This is a genomic window from Thermocrinis ruber (assembly GCF_000512735.1).
Classification (GTDB): domain Bacteria; phylum Aquificota; class Aquificia; order Aquificales; family Aquificaceae; genus Thermocrinis; species Thermocrinis ruber.
In genome coordinates this window covers 313,373-338,197 of record NZ_CP007028.1, presented here as the reverse complement: position 1 = coordinate 338,197, position 24,825 = coordinate 313,373, and the positions used below count along the sequence as shown (strand labels likewise).

The window sequence follows — 24,825 nt, the reverse complement described above, 5'->3', positions numbered from 1 at the left end:
AAATATAACCCCTCAATCAAAAATGGACCCACCCGCCAGCAGATGTCCCAATAGACCAGCCATGTTAAGATACACCCGATCAAATTCCAGTACCCAATAGTCTCCTTCTTTTTCCAATCGCCTTTGGAGTACTTGCACTTGTGAGGACGCATGCTTTATGCTTTCGATAAAAAGTAAGGCATTCTCCCTTGTTTTAAACCTGCACCGGAAGGTCCTATAAACACGCCCATCCTTTTTAGACATTTCGATTGCCTTAAGAAGCCCTTCCAAAAAGGCTTTACCTACTTTTAAAAAGAGCTCTTGGTCTGCCTCTATGCCTTCCTCTTCCATGAAGAGGGCTAACCTCAGGAGCCTGTTGGTAAAGTAATCAGGGGGCAAACCAAGAAGATTTACGGAAGTTATTTCTATGTCCTTTAGGCTTGAATAAAGGGTAACATACTTTACCCTTTTATCCCTCTCTGAGTCTTCCTTCATTACTACTCCCTCTCTACCCTCCTCGTTTAATCTTTTCATCAATCTTTTTAGCTTATCCACATCCTCCACACTAAAGAGTCCATACCTTTCCACCGAAGGAAGCCCATACTTTTCTATAAGCTTCTCTTTTTCCCTGTATGGAAGAAACCTCTGGGAGTCTTTCTCCATTATGTCAAAGACAAAGAACTGGATATCATCCTTGATGTAAGGGGGATGCTCATCCACGTAGGGGTTTTCTGGTCCTGCCACCTCTGCGCATAAAACGAGGTTAGGATGGTCTTCAAAAAACTTGAGGTTTATAAAGTCTTCAACCCTCTCGGTGGTAAAGGGACATACATAACCTCCTCTACTCAAGGCTAAGATCTGGTCCTCGTGAAGAAAGATCCGCGTATTGTATCCGTCTACCTTTTCTTCCACAAAGAAAGGATGTGTGAACTGTTCTTTTAGCCCGGTGCTCAGCTGGAAAATCCTGCCTATGTGGGGGTACCCCCAAAGGGTAAAGGACTTAAAAAGGGCTGTGCCCCTTGGCACATCTTTAAAGTCATCCATAAACCTTAGGTATTCTATGCCCTTGTAGTTTTCTATCTTTACTTTGTTCCTCTTGAGGGCTTCTCTTACGAGTTCTGGTGGTAGCTGTGTCATGAGGTCGTTCTAAAAATCCCTTGTTGGGACTGTACCCCCAGCCTCTAAGGGAACTAACCTACTCCTCACCCTATCCCACACCCCTTCCACCAACATCGGCTTCAGGGGAAAAAGTTCCATTGGCAAAACCTTTAGCATATTGTATACGGTTCGGATAGCGGAGGATTGCTTACGCATAAGCTTTATGAGTTTTTCTTTGTCTTCTCTTTTCAGTTCAAGCTTGAACTGAAGGCTAACAAACATCGGAGTTAGATTTTAACTTTAAAACTCTTCTTTGTCAATGAGGTTGTATTTTTAGAACAGCCTCGCTGTGTTATTGCAAAAGTATTATAATTAAAAATACTTAGGGCTGGTAGCTCAGCTGGCAGAGCAACGGACTCTTAATCCGTGGGTCGCGGGTTCGACTCCCGCCCAGCCCACTTTTCAAAATGGAAAAGCAAGAGCTTTCACATATATTGGTCATACTGGCAGGACTTTTGAGGGCAGTAGGCATCGCCTGCATGATAGCCCTCATCTTTATGGGTGCCCGGCTCAGATATATCTTTCTCATAGCCCTCCTAACGGTAGGCGGGATATTCACCACCGTGCTTAGCTTTCTGTTGGGCATTCTCTCCTTTACCCATGCGGTAATTTACGAGGTAGTTGTAATATTTATCAATGTGTTGGTATTTTTTCATGCCTACAGGGAAAAAAAGAACCTTCCACCACCAAAACCTTCGGAAACCACAAGGTGCGTGGTGTGTTCTGCGTACATAAAGCCAAACCAGGAGTATTTTGTGCTAAGGTGTGGTGAGAATTATCTCTACTTTGATACAGAGGAACACCTAAAGCGGTTCCTTGAGAATATAGAGGAATACAAAAAGTTCAGAAATCTTCAGATAAAGGAGCCAGAATGCTATTACATACACAGCAAAAGGATTTGGGTTGACCTAAAGCAGAAAGAAGTAGGCGTAAGCAAGTCCAACTAATATTCTATAGACGCCAAAGGGTAAAAAGCTGTGGGTGGATATAAACTTTAAAAAGAGCTTGACAGACAGCAGGGCGGTTAAAAAGGATGTGATAAAGCCCAATGCCAGAAGGTGAAACTCTTGGGTTGTAAATTGAGAGTGAGATTTGTAAAGGTCATAGCTCGTGGCGATCAACATGGTGGGAACTGCCAGCAAAAAGGAAAACTCCGCGGACTGCTTTCTGTTTAATCCCATCAGCATACCACCGATGATAGTGCTGGCACTTCTGGAAACTCCCGGAACCATAGCCAAAGACTGAAATAAGCCTATTACAAAAGCCTTTTTTAGAGGTAGCTCTCTGATGCTTTGAAGATAGCAAAACCTTTCACAGAACCTGTCCGCAAAGAGTAGAAAAACTCCACCCAACACCAAGCTAACCACCACCACCAGGTCGTTTCCTATAAGGTAGCCCTTAATAAACCTGTAAAGGGAAAATCCCAGCAGTCCAGTGGGCAAAAAGGCTACTATTATTCTCTTCCAGGTTTCTAAGTCCCTAAGCAAGGTCCAAAAATACAGAACTGCCACCGCAAGTATGGCACCAAGCTGGATGGAGATCTCAAAGCTCTTTGTGAATTCCGAATGGTCAAGTCCCAAAAGGTGGGCAACTAATATAAGATGTCCGGTGGAAGATACGGGCAAAAATTCAGTGAGCCCTTCCACAAAACCAAGGATTATTGCGTGCTTGACTTCCATCATCCTTGCCCCAAAAGGACTTTCCTTAGTAGATCCCTGTCTCCTTTAACTTCCTCCAAGAGGGCTCGGACGCTTCCTAACACAAAGAAGAGTTGCATCCTCACTGGGAAAAGGTTGTCCTTTTCTATCCAGAGCTTCCATCTTCCCCTTGGTCGCAGTAATCCTTTTGTTTCCACATTGGGAGTTACGTCCACAACCCTTGCGTAGTAGTTGCCCGCGGGCACTTTAATTTCCTCCTCTCCCACCACCTTGTAGGGTATGTGATACTTTCTGTCGTCGTAGAACATTTTTATGACGCCTTCACCATTTTGGATAGAGTTTTTGTAGAGCACAAGGCTTGCGGTGTATGGGTCTGGATAGCCATCAAAGGGATAAACCCTTTCCTCCTCCCTTTCCACCTTATCTGTTAGCTCCACATAGTGGGTTTCCTTTACATAGATCTTAGAGTTCTTAAAAATGTAGTGCTGTTTTCTTTTAAACTCTCCTTCCTCTTGATGGTAGAAAAACTCTTTGGGCATTAGGTTTTTTGCAAATATGACCGCATATCCATAGTTATACACCCTTTTTACGAGCCCTCCCACGTTTATAGTTTTGGCATAGCTGGAAACCACAAGGTCTTCTCCATGCAATTTGTAGGTTATGCAGGTTTGGGCTACGGGAAAAAACAGATAGTATGCTTTGTAGCACAGTGTTAGCTCTTTGGCAAGTAGGCTAAGAGGCAAAAGCAAAAGCAGTAAGAACATGGAAAGCATTATAATATAGGCTATGCGAGTTAGAGTCTTGATCACTCCCAAGGAGGGACTTTTGGACCCAGAGGGGAGGGCGGTAAAGGAGATCCTTCAGGATAACGGATACAAGGTTAAGAGTGTAAGGGTAGGCAAGGTGGTTGAGTTAGAGGTGGATGACCCATCCCAAGTTAAGGAGATGGTGGAAAAGTTCCTATACAACCCCCTCATAGAGGAGTACGTGATAGAATGAAGTTTGGTGTTTGTGTTTTTCCGGGTTCCAACTGTGATTACGATACTTACTATGTGCTCAGGGATGTGGTGGGGGCAGAGGTTAGGTTTCTGGACTTTAGGGAGACCAAGATACAGAACATAGACTGCGTAATTTTGCCCGGTGGCTTTTCCTTTGGAGATTACCTTAGGGCTGGCGCGCTGGCAAGTAAAACACCCATCGCAAAGGCTATAGTGGATTTTGCCCAAAAGGGCGGCTTTGTGGTGGGGATATGCAATGGCTTTCAAATTCTAACTGAGCTTCACCTCCTGCCGGGTGCCCTGCTTAAGAACGAAAACCTAAGGTTCGTTTGCAAGGATGTTTATTTGAGGGTGGAAAACAGTTCAACCCCACTCACAAAAAAGTTAGAAAAGGGAGAAGTTATCCGAATGCCCATAGCCCACGGAGAGGGAAGGTTTTATGTGCCGGAGGATGAGTTAAAACGGTTGGAAGAGAGGGGACAAATTCTCTTTAGATACTGCCAAGAAGACGGTTCTATCACAAAGGAAGCCAACCCGAACGGTTCTGTGGGCAACATTGCGGGCGTTTGCAACGAAACTTTTAATGTCTTTGGTTTGATGCCACACCCCGAGAGGGCTTGTGAGGACCTTCTGGGCTATTACGATGGGTTGTTGCTTTGGTATTCCTTGATCAGTGCCTGAAGTGTCTTGTTCCTGTAAATATTAGGGCTATCCCATGCTCGTCGCATGCGGATATGACCTCCTTGTCCCTTATGCTCCCACCGGGCTGAACTATGGCGGTTATACCCTCCTGGGCACATATATCCACGCTGTCCCTGAAGGGCAAGAAGGCCTCCGAAGCCATTACTGCACCCCTTAGGTCAAAGCCAAACCTTTTGGCCTTGGCAATGGCACACCTCAGACTATCCACCCTTGAGGTGTTGCCCGTGCCTATTCCCAAGGTCTGCCCATTTTTTGCAAGGACCACTGCGTTAGACTTGGCAAACTTACACACTTTAAAGGCAAACTCCAAATCCTTTACTTCCCTCTCAGTGGGTGCCCTTTTGCTTACCACCTCCCACTTTTCCCAGTCTATAGTGTCCTCCTCCTGCAAAAGATAGCCACCGGAAACCTTTTTTATGTCCCAGTAATAGGAAAATCCTAAACTACGGATTACCCTAAGGTTCTTTTTGGTGCTTAGAATCTCAAGGGCTTTTGGCTCATACTCAGGGGCAACCACCACCTCCAAGAACATCTCCGTCAAAAGCTTGGCACATTCCTCATCCACTTTGCAGTTAAAGGCTACAATGCCACCAAAGGCGGACTCTGGGTCTGCTTCTTTTGCCTTCAAAAAGGCTTCTGAGGGACTTTCTCCCAAGGCGGTTCCGCAGGGGTTGTTGTGCTTTACGATCACACAGGCGGGCTTTTCAAACTGAAAGACAAGCTTTAAGGCGGAGTCCGCGTCCAGGTAGTTGTTAAAGGACATATCCTTTCCTTGCAGAACCTCCGAGTTGGCAATTCCAAGGCTTTCCAAAGGATTGCTAAAGAGCCATCCTTTTTGATGGGGGTTTTCTCCATACCTTAGACCCTTTACAAGCTTTAAGGGAATTGCCATTTGTGAAAACATCTCAGAAATGCCAAACAGGTTTGCCAGGGCGTTGGAGATCAAAGCATCGTAATAGGCTGTCAAGGAAAAAGCCTTTACCGCCAAGTATTTTCTGTCTTCTAAGGTAAGGCTTTTTTCTCTGAGTTTTTGGGCAACCCAGCGATAATCTGCAGGGTCGCAGACCACCAAGACCCTGTAAAAGTTCTTGGCGCTTGCCCTTATCAAGGCGGGACCACCAATATCCACAAACTCCATGAGTTCCCTTTCTTCTAAGCCTTCTCTGAGCTTTTCCTCAAAGGGATAAAGATTTACCACCACCACATCTATGGGCTCTATTCCAAGCTCCTTAGCCTGTCTTTTATCCTCTTCCACCCAATCCCTCATGAGTATTCCACCGTGAATGAAAGGATGCAAAGTCTTTACCCTTCCACCGAATATTTCGGGAAAGTTTGTGATCTGCTCTATCTCCTTTACCTTTAGCCCTCTTTCCGTGAGGTATTTAGCTGTGCTTGAAGAGGATACAATTTCATAGCCAAGCTCCTGTAAGACCTTTGCCAGCTCTTCTACACCCTCTTTGTAATAGACAGAGATTAGGGCTCTCATGGAGTGTTCTATTATATCTCTATCCCATAGAGCTTTATCTTTCTGTAAAGGTTGGAAAGGTCTATGCCTATTACCTCTGCCACCTTTTTTACGTCTCCGTTGTATTCCCTGAGCTTTTTCTGTATAAAGAGTTTTTCAAATTTCTGCTTTGCGGTTCTCAAGTCCTTCTCTTCAAAAAGTTCGCTTAGGTCTTCTTGATATGTTATACCTAAAAATCTCTCCACGTCTGCCTTTGAGACCTCTTCTCCCTCGTGAAGTATGCAGAGCCTTTCCACAAAGTTTTTGAGCTCCCTCACATTTCCTTTCCATCGGTGGGATTTCAAAAGTTTCAGGCTCTCTTCTGTGAAGTGCTTTTTGCAGTGGTATTTTTTCAAAAAGAATTCCACCAAGAGGGGAATGTCTTCCTTTCTTTCCCTCAAGGGTGGGACCTCTATGACAACGCCCGCAATGCGGTGGTATAGGTCCTCCCTAAAGCTTCCTTCCTCTACCATAGCCTTTAGGTCCTTGTTGGAGGCGCTTATGAGCCGAAAGTTGGAGGTTATTACTTGGTTTCCACCAAGCCGACTAAATTGTTTGGTCTCTAAAACCCTAAGTAGCTTTGCCTGTGCCTTTGGGCTTAGGTCTCCGATCTCATCCAAAAATAGGGTGCCCTCGTGGGCAAGCTCCAACTTTCCTTCCTTCCTTGAATGGGCAGAGGTGAAGGCACCCTTTTCGTAGCCAAAGAGCTCTGCCTCAAAGAGCTCATCGGAAAGGTTGGCACAGTTCAGGTCCACAAAACGTTTTCTACCCGAAAGTCTGTGTATCTGCCTTGCTACAAGCTCCTTTCCTACCCCGCTCTCTCCGAGGATCAGCACACTAAGTTCGCTTTTGGCTACCTTTCTTATGAGCTCCTTGACCGCCATTACTGCCCTGCTGTTTCCCACCATCTCCTCCCCTTCCTCTTCACCAAAGGAGAACTCTAAAGCTTTCTTTAGTGTTAAAAGCAATCTCTCCATAGAAAAGGGCTTTTCAAGAAAGTCATAAGCTCCTTCCTTTATGGACCTTACCACGTGCTCCGTCTTTCCGTGGGCAGTGATCACGATTATGGGTGAGAGGGGCAGTTGTTCCCTGAGTTCTTTTATAAAGTCCAAGCCGTTGCCATCCGGTAGCCAAAGGTCCAAAAGAACTCCATGAAAATACTCCCTCTGAATTAACTCCCTGGCTTTTGCTATGCTTTCTGCTATGCTTACTTCGTAGCCTTCTTCCGAAAGGATGGTTCGCAGGGTTTGGCTTACGCTTTTATCATCCTCCACCAAAAGTAGCTTGCTTTTAGGATTTAAAGTGGTCAAAGCCCTGTGCCTCCAAAGGAGCTCCGTCCAAAAACACACCCTCTCCCTCCTCCACGGTGCCTATTTGGGTCATATCCAAAAAAGGGTTTATCCTAGAGGGAGGGTGTGTAAAAAGCAGTTGATAGTCCTCTCCGCCCCGGAGGGCATAGCTGTATGGGTCCTTGCCATGCCTTTTGGCATACTCCAAAAGCTCCCTTGAAAGTGGCAGTTTTTCCTTCTGTATAGAAAACCTTAAACCGCTCCTCTTTGCCATGTGTTGGATGTCCGAAGAGAGCCCATCGCTTATGTCCATGCTTGCGTTGGCATACTTGGAAATGTGGGCGATGTAATCTATCCTTGCGGTAGGTCTTAGATGTCTTTCTATAAGCCTGAGCTCAAAGTCTTCGTAGTGTCTCTTTTCCATCAAAATCAGCTCCAAGCCCGCAAGGGAGTCCCCCAAAGTACCACTTACAAAGATGCCATCCCCCACCTTGGCACCACCCCTTCCCACAAACCTTTCCGTCAAGCCAACTCCAAAAAAGTCTATGCCAAGGCGTTCCGATTTGACCACATTGCCACCCACGAGTTTTACACCGTAAAACTCACAAGCCCTTGTGATACCCTCATAAAGTTCATCTACCTTTTTTAACTCCACGTCGGGCAAAAGAAGGGTAACCAGTAAATAAAGAGGCTTTCCACCGTTGGCTATGAGGTCGCTTACGCAGGCGCTTACCCCCTTCCAACCCACCGCAGACATGGGATAAGAGTCTAAAAAGTGCCTTCCCTCCAAAAGGGTATCACAGGTCAAAAGCAAGAGGCTATCCCCCACCTTCACACAGGCGGTGTCATCTCCCACCTCTTCAAGGTAAAACCGATTTTTCAGATACTCTATGAGCCCAAACTCACCGAGCTGGGAGACCTTCATTCTGTGAATATCTGCCCCTCTATGGGTTGAACTATCACCCCTTTCTCTTCCAAGAACCTTATTGCCCTGTCTATTTCCTCTGCTTCTCCGTCAATTTCAACGGTTAGAATGCCCGTATCCTTTGACACCTTTGCGGTTCTTATGTTCACCACCACATCAAAGTTCTTACACAGGGCACAGAGCAAGGGCTCCTTTACCTTGTCTTCCGGATAGATAAGCTGAACCCTGATAAAGTTCATAATAAGATTATAACCTCTCCGCCTGAAGTTTATAACCGCCCTCCATCCAGCCTTCTGGGTAATACCAGTCCCTAAAGTAGGTGTAGCCCAAACTTTTTAGCTTTTTACCGAGCCTGGTCTCTTGGGGTGGAATGCTACTTTTTAACTCTTTTGTAGTCTGCGGGTCGTTGTAGTACTCCACAAAGATCCTTCTAAAGCATCTGCTGAAGAGCTCCAAAAGTAGGTCCTCCGCCTCTGTATCAAAAAATCCCTCCTCTATGTTAAAAAGCTCCACCCACTCTTTGTAGTAGGGCTTCCTTCCGTAAAAGACTTTGGCAAAGAGCAGTCTCTTTCCGTTCAGATGGATGGTGTAGTTCTCTTCCTCCAAAAAGCGCCCCTGACTTACTTTGGCCAAATAAAGTCTGCCCTGCCTAAGGTCTATACCTTCCAAAAGCCTTCGCTTCAGCTCTTCAAAGCACATGGCTAAAAAGTTCCTTCAGACTCAGCTTAACTTGCTCTCCTGTGTGCAAGTTCTTTATGGACACGCTCTCTTCCCTCATCTCATCCTCGCCCACTATTACCGCATAATCAGCTTTTAGCTTGTTTGCCAGCTCCAACTGTTTTTTCAAACCTGCCCTTTTGTAAGAGAGCTCCACCCTCTTACCCTTTTCTCTCAAAAGTTCGCAGACCTTTAGGGCGTAGCTTACCGTATCTTCTCCCAAGGGAATTACCATATAAAGGGGCTGTCTTTGCGGAAGCTCTTTAACCAACATTGCCACCCTTTCCACACCAACTGCAAAGCCTACCGCAGGCGTTGGCACTCCACCCATCTCCTCCACAAGGTAATCATACCTTCCACCCGCTATTATGGTTATACCCAGCTCTCGGGAGACCACCTCAAAGACGGTTTTTGTGTAGTAATCCAATCCTCTTACCAGGTTAGGGTTTTCCACGTAGGGAATGCCCATGATGTTCAAATACTCAAGCAGTTTTTGATAGTGTTCTCTGCACTCTTCACACAGAAAATCCACCATCTTAGGCGCATCCTTAACCGCAGACTTGCAGGTGGGCACTTTGCAGTCTAAAACCCTGAGAGGATTTCTGTCCTTTCTGTCTATACAGTCTTCACACAGATGTCCAGCTACCTGCTCCAAGTACTGTACTAGGGCTTCCCTGTATGCGGGCCTACACACCTTACAGCCTATGGAATTGACCTCTACCACTGCCTCTATCTTTAGCTCTTTTACCACCTTGTGGGCAATGCTTATTACCTCCGCATCCACGAGAGGGTCTAAGCTTCCAAAGACCTCTCCCCCTATCTGATGGAACTGACGGTATCTTCCCGCCTGAGGTCTTTCATACCTGAACATGGGTCCTTCGTAAAAGAGCTTCGTATAGGGCTTTAGGGCAAACATCCTGTTTTGAATAAAGGCTCTTACCACTCCAGCGGTGCCCTCAGGCCTAAGTGCCAACATCCTTCCCTTTTTATCAGGGAACACAAACATCTCCTTCTGGACAATGTCCGTTGCCTCTCCTATGCTCCTTTGAAAGACCTCCGCATACTCCACCACAGGCAGTATGATCTCTTCAAAGTTGTAAAGCTCAAGGATCCTTCTTACGGTCTGTCTTACAGCGTTGAACCTCTCAAGTTCCTCTCCAAAGATGTCGTGAAAACCTCTAACGCTTCTGAACTCTTCCATGCAAAAATTATAAGTATATCTCCTGCGAAAACTCGCTCTCCCGCCCTATCCTGAGCCTATCAAGGATCGCCTTGAGGCTGTTCTAAAAATCCCTTATCGGGACGCCCCTCCAGCCTCTAAAGGGACTAACCTACTCCTCACCCTATCCCACACCCCTTCCACCAACACGGGCTTCAGGGGAGAAAGGTCTCTTGGCAGGACCTTTCCAAGGATAGGGAAGAGGAGGGCTACCTTCAGAACTTGCCAAGCACTTTGAAGGGTAGTTTTTGCTACCCTTCCCTGCTCGGGATTCCTTCCATTGGCTCCCTCACATCCGCTTGGCTCACTCTGAAGGCTTTGTATGAGATGAGTTAATAGCTTCCTTGCATATTCTGCATTCCTTAGTTCGCTTCTTAGTGCGTTTCTCTTGTATTCATTGGTTTCCTTCTCTATAAGTTCCCTAAGCTCCTTTTCTCTCTCTTCATACCTTTTCAGTGCAAACTCCAAATATGCTTTGTCTTTTAAAAGCTTCTCGTAATTCTCAGGCATGTCCTCTTTAAATCCCAGTGCCCTTCTCCCTATCACATAGGCACCAGCTACGTCTTTATCTATGCTTAACTGTGGTGCATACTTTAGCATGCCAATAACTGATGTGTAGGCAGGATTTACCTCTACTACCTCCACTCCCTTTAACATTGCTACCCTCTTTAGCTTTTGCAAGAACTTTTTAGCGTTCCAGTTGTGAAGTATTTTTCTTAGTGTAGCTTTTCCATCTCCACGCATTCCTCTTTTGAGTTTCTTCAGGTTCTCTATGGCTATAGCTTTACCTTTCTGAATGGCCAAATCCACTATCTTGTGGGCTAATATCCACTCTTGGTGGTTTTTGCTGTTTTGGGAAAGTCCTAAAAGATGGTGTAGGCTAATAGTCTGATAGCTTACTAATTCTCCAGTTTTTGAGACTTCCGCTATGGCTAAGTGTATGGGTAATGCGTTTGTGTCTATGGCTATTACTCCATTTTCTTTGGTGTATCTTACTTTGGGTGTCGGGATTTCAAAGGATACGCTTCCATAAACTTCTCCATCTTTCAGTTTTAACTCCACTGTGTAGGCAAAGTAATTTTGAGTTTGCCAGCTTTCTAAAAGCATAGCCATAAAAGTTATCCACTTATCTTTGCTATTGCTTGGTTCTCTTAACACTTTGGCGTAAAAAAACTCTCTGTTTCCTGTGGTAATTCTAAGGCAAAGCTGTCCGTTTAGGTCTTCAAATCTTGTTAGCCTGTTTCCTCTGTCTGATTTTGACCCAATGCTTACGAGTGTTCCCTGTCTTAGTTCTCTCCACTGCTTTTTAAGTCTTTCTCTCGCCTCTCCTGAAAGGTGGTTTTTACAAAGCTTTTCAAAAAGTCTTTTGCCTCCAAAGATAACTGATTTGTCTGTGGGATATTGTTTAGCTTTGTAAATAGCTGAGTCAATGTATTTTGTTGGCAATTCAGGAAATAGCTGTCTTAGTCTATGGTATATTTGGGCGTGAGGATTTTTTGTTTTTTCCTTTTCCAGATCCTTTAGCATGTTGTATGCCACACGGATGGCGGAAGATTGCTTACGCATCAGCTTTTTGAGTTTTTCTTTGTCCTCCTTTTTCAGTTCAAGCTTGAACTGAAGGCTAACAAACATCAGGGTTAGATTTTAGCCTTAAAACTCTTGTGTGTCAATGGGTTTGGATTTTTAGAACAGCATCAGGATTACCTTTGCCTTCTCTACTACCTCCCTACAGAAAAACTTATACCTTATGTGAATTGAGAGTATGATTTTTACCTTCTGATATAATTATTTAGCTTGGTGAAAAGCCATGCCGAAACTCTTTAAGAAAATAAAGGAAATTAGAAGCTTTTTGAAGGAATTGAAATGTAACGGGAGCAATCTGTCGGTGGGTTTCGTTCCCACCATGGGATACCTACACAAAGGCCACATGGAACTGATAAAGCTATCAAAGCTCCAAAACGAGATCACCGTGGTTAGCATATACGTCAATCCCCTCCAGTTTGGGGCAGGTGAAGACTACGAGAGGTATCCACGGGATTTAGAGAGGGACCTGGCCATGTGCGAGGAGGCGGGTGTGGATGTGGTGTTTGCCCCCGAAGATCAGGAGATGTACCCCGAGCTACCCAAGGTAAAAATAGACATACCCGGGCTCACCGATAGGCTAGAGGGTGCTTACAGACCTGGGCACTTCAACGGTGTAGCCATAGTGGTTCTAAAGTTGCTCCATATCGTTCAGCCCGACAGGGCTTACTTTGGGGAAAAGGACTACCAACAACTAAAGGTGGTGGAAAGGCTTGTAAAAGACCTCTCTTTACCGGTTGAAATTGTGCCCGTGCCCACTGTTAGAGAAGAAGATGGGCTCGCCTGCAGTTCAAGGAATGTGTATCTGAGCCCAGAGGAGAGGCAAAGCGCTTCGGCCATTTACAAGTCCTTTTTGCTTGCCCAAAAACTCTTTCAATCGGGAAACACGGACGCAAACCTGCTAAAGGAAGCTATAAAGGATTTTCTTTTGAAGCACCCCCATGTTAGAAAGATTGATTATGTGGAAATAACAGACGAGGAGTTAAATCCCGTGGAGGAGGTAAAGGAGGGCGATAGAATTTTGGTTGCCCTTTATGTAGGCAACACAAGGCTAATAGACAACTGGAGGCTTAGTCATGAGAAGCTATGAAGGAAAGCTAACCGCAAGGGGGCTAAAGATAGGCATTGTGGCGAGTAGGTTTAACCATACCCTGGTGGAAAGGCTGGTGGAGGGTGCCATAGACTGCTTTCTAAGACACGAAGGAGAGGAGGAGAACCTTACCCTTGTTAGAGTGCCAGGTTCTTGGGAGATTCCCATGGCGGTTAAGGAACTGCTTGTAAAGGAAGATATAGAGGGTGTGGTAGCTTTGGGTGTCCTCATAAGGGGTGCCACTCCCCACTTTGAATACATAGCCAACGAGGTCTCAAAGGGTCTGGCAATGCTCAGCTTGGAGCACAGAAAGCCCGTTTCCTTCGGAATCATAACCGCAGACACCTTAGAACAGGCCATAGAGAGGGCTGGCACAAAGCACGGCAATAAAGGATGGGACGCCATGCTCTCCACCATAGAGATGGTCAATCTCTTTAGAACCCTTAGATGATATACAAAACAAAAGCAAGAGAAGACGCCTTCTTGGTGCTCTATCAGTGGGACATAAGAGGGGGTAGCATAGAGGAGCTTATCGAGGAGTATCTTTCTATGAACAGGGTAAAAAACAGCGAGCAGAGAAGATACATGCGTAAGCTCATAAGAACATACTTTGAACACGCGGGTGATATAGACAAAACCATATCCGATAACTTGGAAAACTGGGACTTTGACCGCCTCGGATATGTAGAAAGGGCCATCCTAAGGCTGGCAACTGCAGAGCTTTTATACGCAAAGGTTAAAAACCCAAAGGTGGTAATCAAAGACTACATGAACATAACTAACAAATATGCGGGTAGCAAACCCAGCAGGTTTGTAAACGGAATAATTTCAAAGATCCTAAATGCGGGTTAAACCTTTTCTTTGTTCACCTCCTCGCCCTTAACCTCTTTTACCTTCTTTTCTTCTTCGGTCTCGCCGGCGAGGGCCTTCTTAAAGTTCCTTATGCCTTCTCCCAAACCTCTGCCCACCTCGGGCAACTTTGACGCTCCAAAGAGCAAAAAGACTATGAGAAGTATTACCAACAGCTCCGTCAAATTGGGCATGTGAAACATATTTCTTACCTCCTTAAATATGATTTTAACCACTCTATGGTTTTTTTCAAGCCATCCCTCAGAGTGGTCTTTGGCTCCCAGCCCAAAAGGTTCTTTGCCTTTGTGATGTCCGGACATCTTCTTTTTGGGTCATCCTCTCTTCCGTCCAGAATTTGTATGGGAGAGTTAGAATTGGTAAGTTCTACCACCAGCCTTGCAAGGTCAAGGATGCTTATCTCCTCCGGGCTACCCAGGTTTATCACCTCTCCCTCTATCCCATCCTTGATGGACGCTCGGAATATGCCCTCCACCATGTCCTCTATGTAGCAAAAGCTACGGGTTTGGGTGCCCCCTCCGTGGACGGGTATGGGCTCGCCCCTCAGGGCTTTGTACAGAAAAGTGGGCACCACCCTGCCATCTCCGATCCTCATCCTCTCGCCGTAGGTGTTGAATATTCTCAAAATCCTAACATCCACTCCATGCTCCCGGTGATAAGCCATGCACAGGGCTTCCGAAAATCTTTTGGCTTCCGCATAGACGCTTCGGATCCCTACCGGGTTCACATTACCCCAGTAATCCTCCCTCTGTGGATGCACCAAAGGGTCCCCATATACCTCCGAAGAGGAGGCAAACACATAACGGGCGGATTTTAGCTTGGCAAGTCCCAAGGTGTTCAGCGTTCCCAAAGAATCCACCTTCATGGTGTGTATAGGATGGTTGAGATAATCCACCGGAGACGCAGGGCACGCAAAGTGAAGGATAATGTCCAGGGGACCTTCTACGTATATGTAATTGACCACATTGTAGTGGATGAACTTAAACCTCGGATGTCCCAAAAGATGGGCTATGTTGTCGGGACTGCCAGTGATGAAGTTGTCCATGCCTATAACTTCAAAGCCCTCTGCCAAGAACTTGTCGCAGAGATGAGAACCAATAAAGCCCGCGCACCCCGTTATCAAAACGCGCATTGGAGATATTTTAAGTTCATTCCTACCGTTGAAAAGTAATGGGATAAGGTTAAAATCTCTACCTTGTGAGAGTGATTATCATTTTACTTTTGGAGGTGTTTCTGATGGCTTACGCCTTTGCGGTGCAAGATTTGGCAAAGTATAAACTCAAAAACGGTGCCATCTTGGTGGTAAAACGTAGGGATGACACAGAGGCGGTTTCTTTGCAGGTTTGGTTCAAGGTGGGTTCCATAGAGGAGAATTACCAACAGAAAGGTATGGCTCACTTTTTAGAACACATGCTCTTTAACGGTTCTGAAAAGTATCCTTACGGAGAGATAGACAGGTTGGTGGAGGGTATGGGTGGTAGGATGAACGCGGGCACCTCCAAGGAATACACCTTTTACTACATAACCGTAGCAAAGCCCTATTGGAAGCCTGCCCTTGAGATTCTCTACCAACTCACCCAAAAGCCCTTACTCTCTGAGGATATGGTGGAAAAGGAAAAGCCCATAGTGATAGAGGAGCTAAGAAGGGGCAAAGATGATCCTATAAACCTTCTTTGGGAAGAGTTTGAAAAGCTGGTCTATAAAGCTTCTCCCTACAGGCACCCCATCATAGGCTACGAAGAGACCATAAGCAAGTTCACAAGGGAGAGCCTTTTGGAGTTCTTCCGCAACTATTATCAGCCACAGAATATGGTGATCGTAGTGGTGGGCGATGTGGAGCCTTCGGAGGTTAAAAGCTTTGTGGAGGAGACCTTTGGTAAAGAGGTAGGAAAGCCCGTAAAAAGAGCCCAGTATGTACCAGAGCCTGAGCAGTTGGAAAACCGCTTTAAGGAGATAAAAGACAAAAGGTTAGAGAGGGCATACTGGATCATAGGCTGGAGGGTAATGCCTGTGGCAGTAAAAGACTACTACGCCCTCTTGGTGCTGGACCAGATCCTCGGAAACGGCAGAACATCCATCTTTTACAAAGAACTGGTGGAAAAGGGATTGGCATATTCGGTATCCTCGGGGGACTTTGCAAGACCAAGGGATAACCTTTTTGTTATCTCCGCCAGCTTTGAGCCAAGCAGGTATAAAGAGGTAAAAGAAAGAGTAATGCAGATTTTGCAAGAGCTCCCTCAGACCCTGACCGACGAGGAGGTGCAAAAGGCAAAGCAAAGGATCATAAACTCGGAGGTCTTTGCCCTTGAGAGGGTCCAAAGGGAAGCTTACTACATTGGATACTCACTGACGGTGGTGGGGCTTTTGGACTACTACCTTTACTTTGAAAGCAACATAAGGTCCGTCAGAAAGAAGGACGTTCTGAATGTGCTGGAAAAGTACATACTCAGCAAGCCTTACTCGGAAATTTTGATGGTACCAGAAAAATGAGCCTCTTTCTTATAATTTTTTTCCTTTTTAGCTTAGCCTACGGAGGTGCAAAGTTGAAAGAGGTAAATCTAGAGAACGGCGTAAAGTTGATCATAAAGGAAACAAAGGGCAGAGGCATAGTGGCGGGTAGCATCTTCATAAAGTCTGGCACCCATGGGGAAGAGAAGAGGGGAACTACAAACCTTATGGCAAGCCTTTTGACCAAGGGGACAAAGACCTTCAGCTCCTACCATATTGCCAGTGCCTTTGAGGACTGGGGCGGTAGCATAGAAGCCTCCACCGCAGACGATTACATCTCTATTAACTTCTCCACAAGACCGGAGGGACTTGAGCAGGGGCTAAGGGTAATAGAGAGCATCCTTTTGGAGCCCACCTTTCCAGAGGAACAGCTACAGGTGGAAAAAAGAAGGGTCATAGCAAGCATAAGGTCCCGGAGGGAAGACGGCTTTGAGCTTGCCATGGAAAGGCTCAGGCTGATAACCTACAGGGGAACATCTTACGAAGTAGCTCCCGCAGGAAGGGAGGAGGATGTGGAAAAGGTAGAGAGGGAGGACCTAATAAAAAGATGGCAACAGGTTCTGAAGGGTAAAAACGTTGTTGTGGCTGCGGTGGGAGATATGCCTTTGGAAGAGTTAGAAAAAAGGTTCAGGGCTGTCTTTTCCAAGTTGCCCTCCGGCGAGTTCAACCTTAGGGCGGAGGACAAACCCATAAAGGAAAGCTTGGTGGAAAGGGTTCAAAGGGAAGGTGCTCAGGCAACCATTCTTTGTGCCTTTGAAGGAGTTCCACTGAATAGCCCGGACTTTTTTGCCCTTAGGGTTCTAAACAGTATACTGGGAGACGGCATGACTTCCAAGCTCTTTAGTGAGCTCAGAGAAAAGAGGGGATACGCCTACGCTACTTACTCTATGTTTCCCATAAGGCTGTACTCTCCAAGGGTCTTTGCATACATTGGCACCTCTCCGGACAAAAAAGAAAGTGCCCTAAAGGACCTGCTTTGGGTGGTGCAGGAGGCAGAGATCACCAATGAGGATTTAGAGCTTGCCAAGAAAAAGATCATAGGTGGCTATCTTTTGGACAGACAAACCAGAGGCAGGCAAGCCTTCCAATTGGGCTTTTGGGAGGTAATGGGCTTTGGCTACAAAATGGACCAAGAGTATGTAAAACACATAGAAAATGTACGCCTTGAGGATGTCTTAAGAGTAAGGGAGAGCCTAAAAAAAGCCCATCAATGCGTGGTGGTGGAGCCTTAGGTGAGCTTAATCACAGCATGGCTTATTTGGGAATATATCTTTAACTAAACAATGGTTGAAATTCCTTTGGAGCTAACCCAAAAGTGTGTGAAGTGCGCCCTGTGTAAGTCCGTATGTCCCACCTATCCCTACATCCAAAAAGAGGCAGGCTACGCAAGGGGAAGGCTCGTCTTGGCAGAAATGCTTCTCAGTGGTGAGCTAAAAGACGGAGAAGCATACAAGCACCTGGATCAGTGCGCCATGTGTAGAAGGTGCGAGTGGGTCTGTCCCAACGGAGTGGAGTATAAAGAAATCGTAGCTACCGTTAGAAACACCCAAAGGAAATCCTTTGTTAAGTCCGCCGGGTTAAAAAGCTTGGAGCTTTTGCAGTCGGAAGTAGGGCGAAAGGTAATCAAGCTAACGGGCAAGCTCATGGAAAAGTTGCCCTTTGAGGAGGTAAAGGTGCCCTTTCCTACCGGTGCGGTAAAGTTTATGCCAAAGCCGAACGGAAAAGCCTTTAACCTGAGGGGAAAGACCTTTAAGGCTGAACAGGAAAAGGGTGTGCTTTTGTTCTTTACGGGCTGTATGATAGACGCCTTTTACTCAAAGACAGGGGAGAACGTTATAAAGCTTATGAACAGGGCAGGCTGGACGGTGGTGGTGCCAGAGGATATTAAATGCTGTGGTGCTCCACATTACTATTCGGGCGACAAGGAAGCCTTTGAAAGATTGAAAGAACACAACCTGAAGGAAATGGAAAAATACCAGTTTGATGCGGTGGTGGTAGCCTGTCCCACATGCGGTGGTGCCCTCCAAGAGGACTATGGTCTGAAGAAAAAAGTCTATGACTTTGCGGAGCTACTCTTTGAAAGCAACCTAACCTTTAAAGGTAGAGGAACAAAAACCACCTTTCATGTGCCCTGCCATTCTTACAGTGCCATGAAGGTAAGCGACAAAGTCTTCTATGGCTTGCTAAAAAGGGTAGAGGGCGACCAACTGATAAAGGGTGAAAAGGATAAATCCTGCTGTGGCTTTGCGGGGCTCTTTTCCATAACAAACCCTAAGCTATCCAAAAGCATACAACAGGAGAAAATTGAAGACCTAAAAAAGACGGGTGCGGAGGTGGTGCTTACCTCTTGCCCCGGCTGTGTGCTAAACCTTAAGGATGGCACAAAGGCAAACAAAACCAACCAAAAAGTTATGCACCTTGCAGATTACCTGGCAGATTGTTTATAATTTCTACCGATGCTCAAGCAAGAGGATATAGTGGCAAGGAGCGTCTCCATTGAGGTAATTGGAGAGATCCACCGTTGCAACGAGGGGGAATACTCCAAGTTCTACTGCCTACCCGTAAAGATCATCTTTGACAACGGCGAAGAAAGGGAGTACATGCTGAGGGCCCATGGAGAACCGAAAACACTGCTTGACTTTTTGGAAAACAAGAAGGGAATAAGGGACAAGATGGAAAAATCTTTCTTTCTTTTGAAAAACGGAGAGATTGTTTACGGAAGCTACCTTTTACAGTAGGTTCATGTCTTTTAGCAGGCTTTTACACTGAAATTCAAAAAACTCCTTTATTTGTTCCCAAGCCATCTCCACCTCTTTTTGAGCTGTCTCCTTTTCCGCATCTTTAAAGTAGACAATACTACGTAAATAGATCCCTGTGTCTATGTTGGGGTATTTAAACTTTGCAAAGCCTATTGCGTCTTTTAAATTCCATCCCCTCTTTTTCATTAAAAACCAGAGGTCGTAAAAGTCTTTTTTTACTCCTCTTTTTGCTATCGCCAACAGTTTCATTGCGGAGATATCCTCGTCGCTTGCTATATCTACACCCAAACTTTCTTCTCTAGTGGTGGGTTTTACTAAGGGATAACCATACTCAAAGAAGGAAAATTTTATTCCTCTAAGGACAAAGATCACAGTAGAATTATCGAACATTTTCCAATCCACTTCCTGAAGGGCTTTATCTATCTTTTCTTGCAAAGAAAAAGGGTCAAATCTAAAATCAGGATAAGTAAAAAAATCAAAATCTTCCGAAAACCTATGGTTGTACTTTATTGCTATAGCAGTTTCTCCCGCAAGATAAAAGCCCTTAACCAATGAACTTCCTGAGACCAAACCTAAAGTTTCCCTCTGCGTATCGGTTAAACTCCTCATCGCTAACCTCAAGGGCAAACTTCCAAAAGTTTAGATTTTTCTCGTCAAAGCGGTGCAAGTTTTCAAGAAAGGTCTTTTTAAGCTCTTCCCTTGAAAAAGCCATTAAGAGTTCCACAGGGTTGTGATACATCATTGCCCTTATGAGAAGCTCTTCTTCGTCTTGCGTCCTGTCCCATGCGTATCTTTCAAGGATGGCTTTTCTTTTAGAGGACATTACAAAACATAGTTTAACGTCCAAACTTTTCCTTCACTATGGCTATGTCCCTCTCTATCTGCTTTATTAGCTCATCCTTGGAGGAGAACTTTTTTTCTTCTCTCAAAAAGCTCAAAAATTCCACCTTTAGCCTTTCTCCGCGAAGGTTTCCCTCAAAGTCCAATATATGAACTTCTAAAACCTTTGTTTTTCCGTCAAAGGTGGGTCTAAAGCCGTAGTTGGCTACTCCCAAAAACTGCTTATTCACCCTGACCGCATAAACACCCTCCTTTAAACACAGATTTTCCGAATGTCCCAAATTGGCGGTAGGGTAGCCAAGGGAACTGCCCCTGCCAGAGCCTCTGACTACTTTTCTCTTAACCCAATAATTTTCTCCAAGATATTCACTGGCTTCCTCCAACCTTCCGCTGTGCAAAAGCCTCCTTATGTATGTGCTACTTATTATGTGCCCGTTTTTGTAAAAGGGTTCTGCAGTTTCCACTTCAAAGCCAAGCCTTTGACCCATTTCCTTTGCCAACTCCACCTCTCCTTCCCCTCTGTAGCCAAACCTCCAGTCATACCCCACAAGAAGATACCTACACCTTAGCCTTTCGAAAAGCACATGCTTTAAAAAGTCCTCAGCTCTTATGCGGGAAAATTCTCTGTCAAAGTTTATAAAAACCACCCTGTCTATGCCAAGCCTTAATATTCTTTCAGCCCTCTCTAGGGGGTCCGTAAGCTCGCAGGGTTGCTGTCCGGGAGAAAGAACCTTTGAGGGATGGGGATAAAAGCTCAGAACACAGCTCTTTAGTCCTCTCCTTTGAGCACTTTCTATTAGCTTCTTTAAAAGATACTGGTGCCCAAGATGAACACCGTCAAAGACGCCCACCGTTATGGCATGTTCCTCTTCTAGCCTTTCGTAACAGGAAAGGCCCTTCAGGCATTTAGAATTTACCTTGAGGGAAACTACCTTTTCCATAGCCTAAGGACCTTCTCCCAAAAGCTAATCTCCTGACTTACCTTAACCTTCTCTTCTATAATAAACCTGTCAATGTAGTCATCCAAAAGGATAAATCGGTCGCAAACCTTCCTAAGAATGTGGGAACTGGTGCTTTTAAAGGAAGCGTTTTCTACCCTTTTGCCCAAGCTCTGAATTTCCTCCACCGTATAGGAAAAATCGCTGTCGCCTGTTACCAGTATGGCAGTATCGTATGCGTTTTTGTATGCCAAACTCAGCATATCTGTAGCTAACATAATATCCACCTCCTTTTCCATAAACTCTCCACTTGGAAGCCTTCTCAGGTTAGCGGTTTTTACCTTTATGCCCTGCAAGGCTAACTCCTCCAAAAAACGTTTCTGCCTGAGAAAGCTATCCCATTCGGGGGAATCTTTCTTTAGATCCTTCTCTTGGGGCACCGCACCGTAAAAGTAAGCCCTAATGAGCCTCCTGTCTTTCACCAAAAAGTTCACCAACTTACTGTAATCTATCCTTATGTTCAAAGACTTTATGGCATGAAAGACATTTGAACCATCTATAAACACAATTACCCTTTCTATCATAAAGGAAAGTTTATATCTTCCACCTCAGAAGGGCTCCCACGCCATCAAACTTCTTCTGAAGGTCCTCCCTGACTATTACCTCCACAACCGCCCTCTCTTCCAAGGCAAGCTCTATAACCTCATCCACTATATCCTCAACAGGATAGGGTTCTTCTTCTGTAGGGCACTTAGGCTCCAATACGGGAATATTAGAGACCGGACAGAAGTAGCCAGACCTTTCAAAGTTCTCTGCTACCAAAAGGGTCTTCACATTGCCCATGTATAACTGTTCTAAGACCTTAGACAAGCCTTCTACCGCAAGCCCTTTACCCTCAAGGTCCAATAGTGTATTTACAAGCTCTTCCTCTTGTTCTCTGTCTTTTTGCCACAAAAGTTCCAGGACCGCATTCCTTACGGTATGCTCCGTCGCCTCCGAAGGATTAATCCTCACATAGCCCACCAACATATTGAGTAGATAAGGATGAAGATGGTTTTCTATCTCTCTTATATCCTCTCTTATACTACCTATAACAAGCTTGTTAAACTTGTTCTCCTTCCAAGCCTCCATCAGTGCATCGTTGGCTATTTTGAAAAGCCTGTGTTTTTCCTCCTGGATCCTCATGTGAAATCTGTACTCACCAATTCCGTGCTGGACCATATTGGGTGCAGAAGCCCTTGAGGGCATAGAGTACCTGAATGTTCCCTGCGCACCCTTTAGGGATGCTCCACCGCTGTGGAACTTGTGAGCCCTAGTTGCCAAAGGTTCCAAAAAGTCAGAGACCTCTCCAATGCCTTCAAAATCCATTAGGAAAAACCTAACGTGCTTTCTGTCAATCAAAAGCACACCAATAATCCCTAGTTCTTCATCTATAGCAGCAATCTCCCTTACCAAAGGATCTGGAGCTACCATAAGCCTGTTTCTGTAAGTATAGGGGAGCTTTATAGGGACGAATACCTTCTTTGCACTGCAGGAAAACAGGGCAATACCTCCACAGTTCTCCAGGTTTTCCGGCTTGCTTAAAAATTCCTCCATCCTTTCAAAATCTTCTACTGCGGAATTAATCACATCCCTCTCCAATCCTCTAAGTTCCAAGCTTTCCCTTTGAGCTTTTACCATGTCTTTAAAAACCCTTAGATACTTCCTATCTGTTCTATCCTCTGGGGCGAGGCGCAAGTACAAGCTGGAAACAAGGTATGGTGCATACTGTTCTTTCAGCAAAATGCCAAGGGCTTCCTTCAAGCTATTCATAAGCCTTCCTCCTTAAAGATCCATGGGATTTGGTCTAAACTTTCTATATTATAAACCGCCATAAAGAGCCTTTCTAAGCCCACAGAACAACCAGAAAACTCAGGAATCTTTGGTAAAGCCTGCAAAAGCTCTTCATCTATGGGAAGGTCTCTATCTTTGATCCATTCTTTCATCCTTTCCCTTATCTTTTGAGGGTCCCTCTCCTCCGTCCAGCCGTTGGCTATTTCTATGCCCTTTATGTAAAGCTCAAACCTCTCCGCATAACCATCCTTTACTACTCCATACATGGCAAGCTTTGAAGGGAACTTTATTAAAAAGGTGGGCTTTTCTGAAGCTAAACACCTCTCCAACTCCACATAGAGCCTGTAAAAGATGGTCTCCCAGTCTTCCTTGTCGTCAAAATCATAGCCATAAGCCATTAGATTGTTTTTTAATATCTCTTCCTCCTCAGATAAAACTATGCCCAAGTATTCTTCAAAAGCTTTCTCCAGTTCTAAAATCTGAAAGTCTTCAAAGCCAAAGAGAGATAAAAGTTCCTTCAATTCCTCTATGAGCCCTCTGTAGTCTGTCCCAATCTTGTAAAACTCCAACATGGTGAATTCGGGTCTATGCAATCTTCCATACTCTCCGTTTCTAAACACCTTTGTTATCTGAAACATATCTTTGGGAAAGATTGCCAATAGTTTTTTCATAGCGTGCTCTGGAGAGGTATGTAGCCAGTAGCTTTTCGTTTTACCTTTTAAGGTAAGGTTTACCTTGAGAGGTTCTATATTAGGGTCTGCATTGGGATAGCTTTGCAAAATGGGCGTGGAAACCTCCAAGTATCCCTTTGAACGGAAGAATTGGCGTACTTTTTCCACAAAGTCCGACCAAGCGTAAAGCAATTGGTGGTTCATCTTATTATTATATTCAACCCAAGCACTTTAGCCAACCACGGTATTAGTTAATTGGAAAGGGAAAAGGGAATTTAAATGCATTGAGATATTCTTAAAAACTTATATAAGTAGAAGATAAAGAAGATATAAGTAAAAATTAGCACACATTCTTTGACAAAATCGTATATTAATATCCAGTAAAAATTTATCTAAAAAAGGAGGTTTTACTATGGACAGACGGGGCTTTTTTAAACTTTTGGGTATTGTTGGTTCAATACCTCTGCTGGGTAAGTTTGCCCACTCAGCACCGCCAAAATTAGGTTTTAAGGACCTAAAAAAAGAATCACAAATAAATGTAGTTTATCATGCGGATTTTGGGGATCCTCAAAGGTTTACGACCATGCTACGTAATATAAGGAACCATCTATCTGTATACGATAACGACCCAACTAAGATCAAAATAGTGATCGTTGCCCACGGACCAGGTGTAAAGTTCTTTATGAAGGACTTAACAGGAAGCCCCTGGGAAAAAGAAAATCTTGATCCTAAAATAGGTGAAGATTTAAGGGACCTCAACTTATACGGTGTGGATCCGCTGATATGCGAAATAACCTTAACAAGGTTAAAACTTGACCCTAATAAGCTTTATGACTTTTGCAAGATAGTCCCCTCTGGAGTGGGTGCGGTAGGTGAGCTCCAAGCAAAGGGCTATGCATACATAAAAGTTCAATAACCTTCTATCTGAGGCTGGCTTTTAGCCTGCCCAATTAAAAGCTGTATAATTCTTTTGTGTCCGCAAAGGCAAAGGTAATAGTTATAAAAAAATTTCTTGTGGGAGAGTGGGATCTGCTGGCTTACGCTTATGGAACTGTCGGAAGGTGCAAGATCTTCGTAAGAAGGGGCTTCCATCCGGAAGAATCTTACTGCGGTTTTTTTGAACCTTTTAACTTGCTGACCATAGATTATCACCAATCGGGAGACCTTCTTATCCTGAACGACCTTGTGTCTGCAAAGCTGTACTCTTATTTAGCCCTAAAGAGCTACGACCGGTTTTTGTGGATGTCCAAGGTCCTTCAGACCATACTAAGGTGGGTAGCCTATTACGATAGCTCTATTTTTAAACTTTTACAAAGTTTTCTGCTTTTGGATGTAAAAAATCACAAAGTGTTTGATATAAAGCTAAAAGTGAGCTTGACAAAGGCTATGGGAATATATAGAAAGGTGGAAGATTCAAACCTCGCAAGCATAATAGAAAGGATTGATCAAGAAAATTCCCCTGATAGATTAGAAAGACTGCGATTGAGTGATAAAATCTACAGGTCTATAAACGAGATTCTGGAGGATATGCTAAAGGGCACTCTTGACTGATAGGTTCCTTTTAGTTATATTTTTTGCAAGGGGGGAAT

30 protein-coding genes, 1 tRNA gene and 1 pseudogene are annotated in these 24,825 nt (G+C 44.8%); 13 read left to right on the top strand and 19 right to left on the bottom strand.

The genetic code is table 11. The features are described 5' to 3' along the window. Positions 1-12: 12 nt before the first annotated feature. Positions 13-1,116, bottom strand: coding sequence for an RNA ligase (locus THERU_RS01840; RefSeq protein WP_025305583.1), 1,104 nt, complete (start codon positions 1,114-1,116; stop codon positions 13-15). A gap of 9 nt (positions 1,117-1,125) precedes the next feature. Beyond that, complete coding sequence (locus tag THERU_RS01835) at positions 1,126-1,359, bottom strand: hypothetical protein (RefSeq protein ID WP_025305582.1); 234 nt, start codon at positions 1,357-1,359, stop codon at positions 1,126-1,128. A 103-nt stretch (positions 1,360-1,462) separates the two neighbouring features. Between THERU_RS01835 and THERU_RS01830 the strand changes: the two genes are divergently transcribed. Together THERU_RS01830 and THERU_RS08425 are read left to right on the top strand one after the other, a co-directional pair. Then, positions 1,463-1,535 (top strand) — tRNA-Lys (locus THERU_RS01830). Between the two features lie 9 nt (positions 1,536-1,544). Next, positions 1,545-2,084, top strand: coding sequence for a hypothetical protein (locus THERU_RS08425; protein ID WP_025305581.1), 540 nt, complete (start codon positions 1,545-1,547; stop codon positions 2,082-2,084). Here the strand turns inward: THERU_RS08425 and uppP are convergent. Both uppP and THERU_RS01815 read right to left on the bottom strand, forming a co-directional pair. After that, a complete protein-coding gene (gene uppP, locus THERU_RS01820) occupies positions 2,046-2,816 on the bottom strand; it encodes an undecaprenyl-diphosphatase UppP (RefSeq protein ID WP_025305580.1) in 771 nt (256 codons plus the stop codon). The genes THERU_RS08425 and uppP overlap by 39 nt on opposite strands. Beyond that, the gene (locus THERU_RS01815; protein WP_245565838.1) at positions 2,816-3,559 is read right to left on the bottom strand and encodes a DUF3108 domain-containing protein; all 744 of its coding nucleotides are present in this window, start codon (positions 3,557-3,559) and stop codon (positions 2,816-2,818) included. Before THERU_RS01815 ends, uppP begins: the two co-directional genes overlap by 1 nt. Before the next feature lie 22 nt (positions 3,560-3,581). On the opposite strand from THERU_RS01815, the gene purS reads away from it, so the two are divergent. Both purS and purQ read left to right on the top strand, forming a co-directional pair. Then, positions 3,582-3,794, top strand: a complete 213-nt coding sequence (purS, locus tag THERU_RS01810; RefSeq protein WP_025305578.1) for a phosphoribosylformylglycinamidine synthase subunit PurS — start codon at positions 3,582-3,584, stop codon at positions 3,792-3,794. Further along, positions 3,791-4,474, top strand: coding sequence for a phosphoribosylformylglycinamidine synthase I (purQ, locus tag THERU_RS01805; RefSeq protein ID WP_025305577.1), 684 nt, complete (start codon positions 3,791-3,793; stop codon positions 4,472-4,474). The genes purS and purQ overlap by 4 nt, the downstream gene beginning before the upstream one ends. On the opposite strand, the gene purH is transcribed toward purQ, so the two are convergent. From purH to THERU_RS01770, 7 genes are all read right to left on the bottom strand, one after another. After that, complete coding sequence (purH, locus tag THERU_RS01800) at positions 4,464-5,981, bottom strand: bifunctional phosphoribosylaminoimidazolecarboxamide formyltransferase/IMP cyclohydrolase (RefSeq protein ID WP_025305576.1); 1,518 nt, start codon at positions 5,979-5,981, stop codon at positions 4,464-4,466. The two genes, purQ and purH, sit on opposite strands and share 11 nt — an antisense overlap. Positions 5,982-5,992: 11 nt before the next feature. After that, the gene (locus THERU_RS01795; RefSeq protein WP_245565837.1) at positions 5,993-7,348 is read right to left on the bottom strand and encodes a sigma-54-dependent transcriptional regulator; all 1,356 of its coding nucleotides are present in this window, start codon (positions 7,346-7,348) and stop codon (positions 5,993-5,995) included. After that, entirely contained in the window at positions 7,290-8,213 is a 924-nt protein-coding gene (thiL, locus tag THERU_RS01790) for a thiamine-phosphate kinase (protein WP_025305574.1), read from the bottom strand. Before thiL ends, THERU_RS01795 begins: the two co-directional genes overlap by 59 nt. Further along, positions 8,210-8,452, bottom strand: coding sequence for an NIL domain-containing protein (locus THERU_RS01785; protein WP_025305573.1), 243 nt, complete (start codon positions 8,450-8,452; stop codon positions 8,210-8,212). The genes thiL and THERU_RS01785 overlap by 4 nt, the downstream gene beginning before the upstream one ends. Before the next feature lie 7 nt (positions 8,453-8,459). Continuing rightward, positions 8,460-8,912, bottom strand: a complete 453-nt coding sequence (locus tag THERU_RS01780; protein WP_025305572.1) for a DUF1122 family protein — start codon at positions 8,910-8,912, stop codon at positions 8,460-8,462. Beyond that, the gene (hisS, locus tag THERU_RS01775) at positions 8,902-10,131 is read right to left on the bottom strand and encodes a histidine--tRNA ligase (protein WP_025305571.1); all 1,230 of its coding nucleotides are present in this window, start codon (positions 10,129-10,131) and stop codon (positions 8,902-8,904) included. Before hisS ends, THERU_RS01780 begins: the two co-directional genes overlap by 11 nt. A 93-nt stretch (positions 10,132-10,224) precedes the next feature. Further along, positions 10,225-11,781 carry an IS200/IS605 family accessory protein TnpB-related protein gene (locus THERU_RS01770; protein ID WP_025305570.1) on the bottom strand — a complete coding sequence of 519 codons (1,557 nt, stop codon included), beginning with the start codon at positions 11,779-11,781 and terminating at the stop codon, positions 10,225-10,227. A gap of 175 nt (positions 11,782-11,956) precedes the next feature. On the opposite strand from THERU_RS01770, the gene panC reads away from it, so the two are divergent. Genes panC through nusB form a run of 3 tightly spaced genes read left to right on the top strand, consistent with a single transcriptional unit; the run spans position 11,957 to position 13,672 of the window. Continuing rightward, the gene (gene panC, locus THERU_RS01765; protein ID WP_025305569.1) at positions 11,957-12,820 is read left to right on the top strand and encodes a pantoate--beta-alanine ligase; all 864 of its coding nucleotides are present in this window, start codon (positions 11,957-11,959) and stop codon (positions 12,818-12,820) included. Next, positions 12,807-13,271: a 6,7-dimethyl-8-ribityllumazine synthase gene (ribH, locus tag THERU_RS01760; RefSeq protein ID WP_025305568.1), complete on the top strand. Its 465-nt coding sequence runs from the start codon at positions 12,807-12,809 to the stop codon at positions 13,269-13,271. Before panC ends, ribH begins: the two co-directional genes overlap by 14 nt. Then, positions 13,268-13,672: a transcription antitermination factor NusB gene (gene nusB, locus THERU_RS01755; protein ID WP_025305567.1), complete on the top strand. Its 405-nt coding sequence runs from the start codon at positions 13,268-13,270 to the stop codon at positions 13,670-13,672. Before ribH ends, nusB begins: the two co-directional genes overlap by 4 nt. On the opposite strand, the gene tatA is transcribed toward nusB, so the two are convergent. Together tatA and THERU_RS01745 are read right to left on the bottom strand one after the other, a co-directional pair. Then, a complete protein-coding gene (gene tatA, locus THERU_RS01750; protein WP_025305566.1) occupies positions 13,669-13,872 on the bottom strand; it encodes a twin-arginine translocase TatA/TatE family subunit in 204 nt (67 codons plus the stop codon). The genes nusB and tatA overlap by 4 nt on opposite strands. A gap of 5 nt (positions 13,873-13,877) precedes the next feature. Continuing rightward, the gene (locus tag THERU_RS01745; protein WP_025305565.1) at positions 13,878-14,819 is read right to left on the bottom strand and encodes a UDP-glucuronic acid decarboxylase family protein; all 942 of its coding nucleotides are present in this window, start codon (positions 14,817-14,819) and stop codon (positions 13,878-13,880) included. A 65-nt stretch (positions 14,820-14,884) separates the two neighbouring features. Here THERU_RS01745 and THERU_RS01740 point away from each other — a divergent pair, with 65 nt between their 5' ends. From THERU_RS01740 to THERU_RS01725, 4 genes are read left to right on the top strand one after another with little or no spacing between them, the layout of a single operon-like run. Further along, positions 14,885-16,177: a M16 family metallopeptidase gene (locus THERU_RS01740; RefSeq protein ID WP_025305564.1), complete on the top strand. Its 1,293-nt coding sequence runs from the start codon at positions 14,885-14,887 to the stop codon at positions 16,175-16,177. Further along, positions 16,174-17,427 carry a M16 family metallopeptidase gene (locus THERU_RS01735; protein ID WP_025305563.1) on the top strand — a complete coding sequence of 418 codons (1,254 nt, stop codon included), beginning with the start codon at positions 16,174-16,176 and terminating at the stop codon, positions 17,425-17,427. Before THERU_RS01740 ends, THERU_RS01735 begins: the two co-directional genes overlap by 4 nt. 51 nt (positions 17,428-17,478) lie before the next feature. After that, the gene (locus THERU_RS01730) at positions 17,479-18,642 is read left to right on the top strand and encodes a (Fe-S)-binding protein (protein WP_025305562.1); all 1,164 of its coding nucleotides are present in this window, start codon (positions 17,479-17,481) and stop codon (positions 18,640-18,642) included. Between the two features lie 9 nt (positions 18,643-18,651). Further along, a complete protein-coding gene (locus THERU_RS01725; protein ID WP_025305561.1) occupies positions 18,652-18,933 on the top strand; it encodes a hypothetical protein in 282 nt (93 codons plus the stop codon). Here the strand turns inward: THERU_RS01725 and THERU_RS01720 are convergent. From THERU_RS01720 to epmA, 6 genes and pseudogenes are all read right to left on the bottom strand, one after another. Next, positions 18,925-19,563, bottom strand: a complete 639-nt coding sequence (locus THERU_RS01720) for a nucleotidyl transferase AbiEii/AbiGii toxin family protein (protein WP_025305560.1) — start codon at positions 19,561-19,563, stop codon at positions 18,925-18,927. The two genes, THERU_RS01725 and THERU_RS01720, sit on opposite strands and share 9 nt — an antisense overlap. Further along, complete coding sequence (locus THERU_RS01715; RefSeq protein WP_025305559.1) at positions 19,499-19,777, bottom strand: hypothetical protein; 279 nt, start codon at positions 19,775-19,777, stop codon at positions 19,499-19,501. Before THERU_RS01715 ends, THERU_RS01720 begins: the two co-directional genes overlap by 65 nt. A 13-nt stretch (positions 19,778-19,790) precedes the next feature. Continuing rightward, on the bottom strand, positions 19,791-20,735 hold the full coding sequence (locus THERU_RS01710) for a bifunctional riboflavin kinase/FAD synthetase (RefSeq protein WP_025305558.1): 945 nt from the start codon (positions 20,733-20,735) through the stop codon (positions 19,791-19,793). Continuing rightward, complete coding sequence (locus tag THERU_RS01705) at positions 20,723-21,316, bottom strand: LabA-like NYN domain-containing protein (protein WP_025305557.1); 594 nt, start codon at positions 21,314-21,316, stop codon at positions 20,723-20,725. Before THERU_RS01705 ends, THERU_RS01710 begins: the two co-directional genes overlap by 13 nt. 10 nt (positions 21,317-21,326) lie before the next feature. Beyond that, positions 21,327-22,544, bottom strand: a complete 1,218-nt coding sequence (locus THERU_RS01700) for a baeRF12 domain-containing protein (protein ID WP_025305556.1) — start codon at positions 22,542-22,544, stop codon at positions 21,327-21,329. Continuing rightward, positions 22,541-23,449 (bottom strand): annotated as a pseudogene (epmA, locus tag THERU_RS01695) (elongation factor P--(R)-beta-lysine ligase); the annotation flags it as partial. The gene THERU_RS01700 and the pseudogene epmA, both read right to left, overlap by 4 nt. Positions 23,450-23,648: 199 nt before the next feature. Between epmA and THERU_RS01690 the strand changes: the two are divergent. Then, a complete protein-coding gene (locus tag THERU_RS01690; protein ID WP_025305554.1) occupies positions 23,649-24,152 on the top strand; it encodes a DsrE family protein in 504 nt (167 codons plus the stop codon). Between the two features lie 56 nt (positions 24,153-24,208). Further along, a complete protein-coding gene (locus tag THERU_RS01685) occupies positions 24,209-24,787 on the top strand; it encodes a hypothetical protein (RefSeq protein ID WP_025305553.1) in 579 nt (192 codons plus the stop codon). The last annotated feature ends 38 nt before the right edge of the window (positions 24,788-24,825 follow it).

Bases quoted from the DNA above. Each gene is read 5' to 3' on its own strand.
- THERU_RS01840 (WP_025305583.1), bottom strand. From the start codon at position 1,116: ATGACACAGCTACCACCAGAACTCGTAAGAGAAGCCCTCAAGAGGAAC.
- THERU_RS01835 (WP_025305582.1), bottom strand. From the start codon at position 1,359: ATGTTTGTTAGCCTTCAGTTCAAGCTTGAACTGAAAAGAGAAGACAAA.
- THERU_RS08425 (WP_025305581.1), top strand. From the start codon at position 1,545: ATGGAAAAGCAAGAGCTTTCACATATATTGGTCATACTGGCAGGACTT.
- uppP (WP_025305580.1), bottom strand. From the start codon at position 2,816: ATGGAAGTCAAGCACGCAATAATCCTTGGTTTTGTGGAAGGGCTCACT.
- THERU_RS01815 (WP_245565838.1), bottom strand. From the start codon at position 3,559: ATGTTCTTACTGCTTTTGCTTTTGCCTCTTAGCCTACTTGCCAAAGAG.
- purS (WP_025305578.1), top strand. From the start codon at position 3,582: ATGCGAGTTAGAGTCTTGATCACTCCCAAGGAGGGACTTTTGGACCCA.
- purQ (WP_025305577.1), top strand. From the start codon at position 3,791: ATGAAGTTTGGTGTTTGTGTTTTTCCGGGTTCCAACTGTGATTACGAT.
- purH (WP_025305576.1), bottom strand. From the start codon at position 5,981: ATGAGAGCCCTAATCTCTGTCTATTACAAAGAGGGTGTAGAAGAGCTG.
- thiL (WP_025305574.1), bottom strand. From the start codon at position 8,213: ATGAAGGTCTCCCAGCTCGGTGAGTTTGGGCTCATAGAGTATCTGAAA.
- THERU_RS01785 (WP_025305573.1), bottom strand. From the start codon at position 8,452: ATGAACTTTATCAGGGTTCAGCTTATCTATCCGGAAGACAAGGTAAAG.
- THERU_RS01780 (WP_025305572.1), bottom strand. From the start codon at position 8,912: ATGTGCTTTGAAGAGCTGAAGCGAAGGCTTTTGGAAGGTATAGACCTT.
- hisS (WP_025305571.1), bottom strand. From the start codon at position 10,131: ATGGAAGAGTTCAGAAGCGTTAGAGGTTTTCACGACATCTTTGGAGAG.
- THERU_RS01770 (WP_025305570.1), bottom strand. From the start codon at position 11,781: ATGTTTGTTAGCCTTCAGTTCAAGCTTGAACTGAAAAAGGAGGACAAA.
- panC (WP_025305569.1), top strand. From the start codon at position 11,957: ATGCCGAAACTCTTTAAGAAAATAAAGGAAATTAGAAGCTTTTTGAAG.
- ribH (WP_025305568.1), top strand. From the start codon at position 12,807: ATGAGAAGCTATGAAGGAAAGCTAACCGCAAGGGGGCTAAAGATAGGC.
- nusB (WP_025305567.1), top strand. From the start codon at position 13,268: ATGATATACAAAACAAAAGCAAGAGAAGACGCCTTCTTGGTGCTCTAT.
- tatA (WP_025305566.1), bottom strand. From the start codon at position 13,872: ATGTTTCACATGCCCAATTTGACGGAGCTGTTGGTAATACTTCTCATA.
- THERU_RS01745 (WP_025305565.1), bottom strand. From the start codon at position 14,819: ATGCGCGTTTTGATAACGGGGTGCGCGGGCTTTATTGGTTCTCATCTC.
- THERU_RS01735 (WP_025305563.1), top strand. From the start codon at position 16,174: ATGAGCCTCTTTCTTATAATTTTTTTCCTTTTTAGCTTAGCCTACGGA.
- THERU_RS01730 (WP_025305562.1), top strand. From the start codon at position 17,479: ATGGTTGAAATTCCTTTGGAGCTAACCCAAAAGTGTGTGAAGTGCGCC.
- THERU_RS01725 (WP_025305561.1), top strand. From the start codon at position 18,652: ATGCTCAAGCAAGAGGATATAGTGGCAAGGAGCGTCTCCATTGAGGTA.
- THERU_RS01720 (WP_025305560.1), bottom strand. From the start codon at position 19,563: ATGAGGAGTTTAACCGATACGCAGAGGGAAACTTTAGGTTTGGTCTCA.
- THERU_RS01715 (WP_025305559.1), bottom strand. From the start codon at position 19,777: ATGTCCTCTAAAAGAAAAGCCATCCTTGAAAGATACGCATGGGACAGG.
- THERU_RS01710 (WP_025305558.1), bottom strand. From the start codon at position 20,735: ATGGAAAAGGTAGTTTCCCTCAAGGTAAATTCTAAATGCCTGAAGGGC.
- THERU_RS01705 (WP_025305557.1), bottom strand. From the start codon at position 21,316: ATGATAGAAAGGGTAATTGTGTTTATAGATGGTTCAAATGTCTTTCAT.
- THERU_RS01700 (WP_025305556.1), bottom strand. From the start codon at position 22,544: ATGAATAGCTTGAAGGAAGCCCTTGGCATTTTGCTGAAAGAACAGTAT.
- THERU_RS01690 (WP_025305554.1), top strand. From the start codon at position 23,649: ATGGACAGACGGGGCTTTTTTAAACTTTTGGGTATTGTTGGTTCAATA.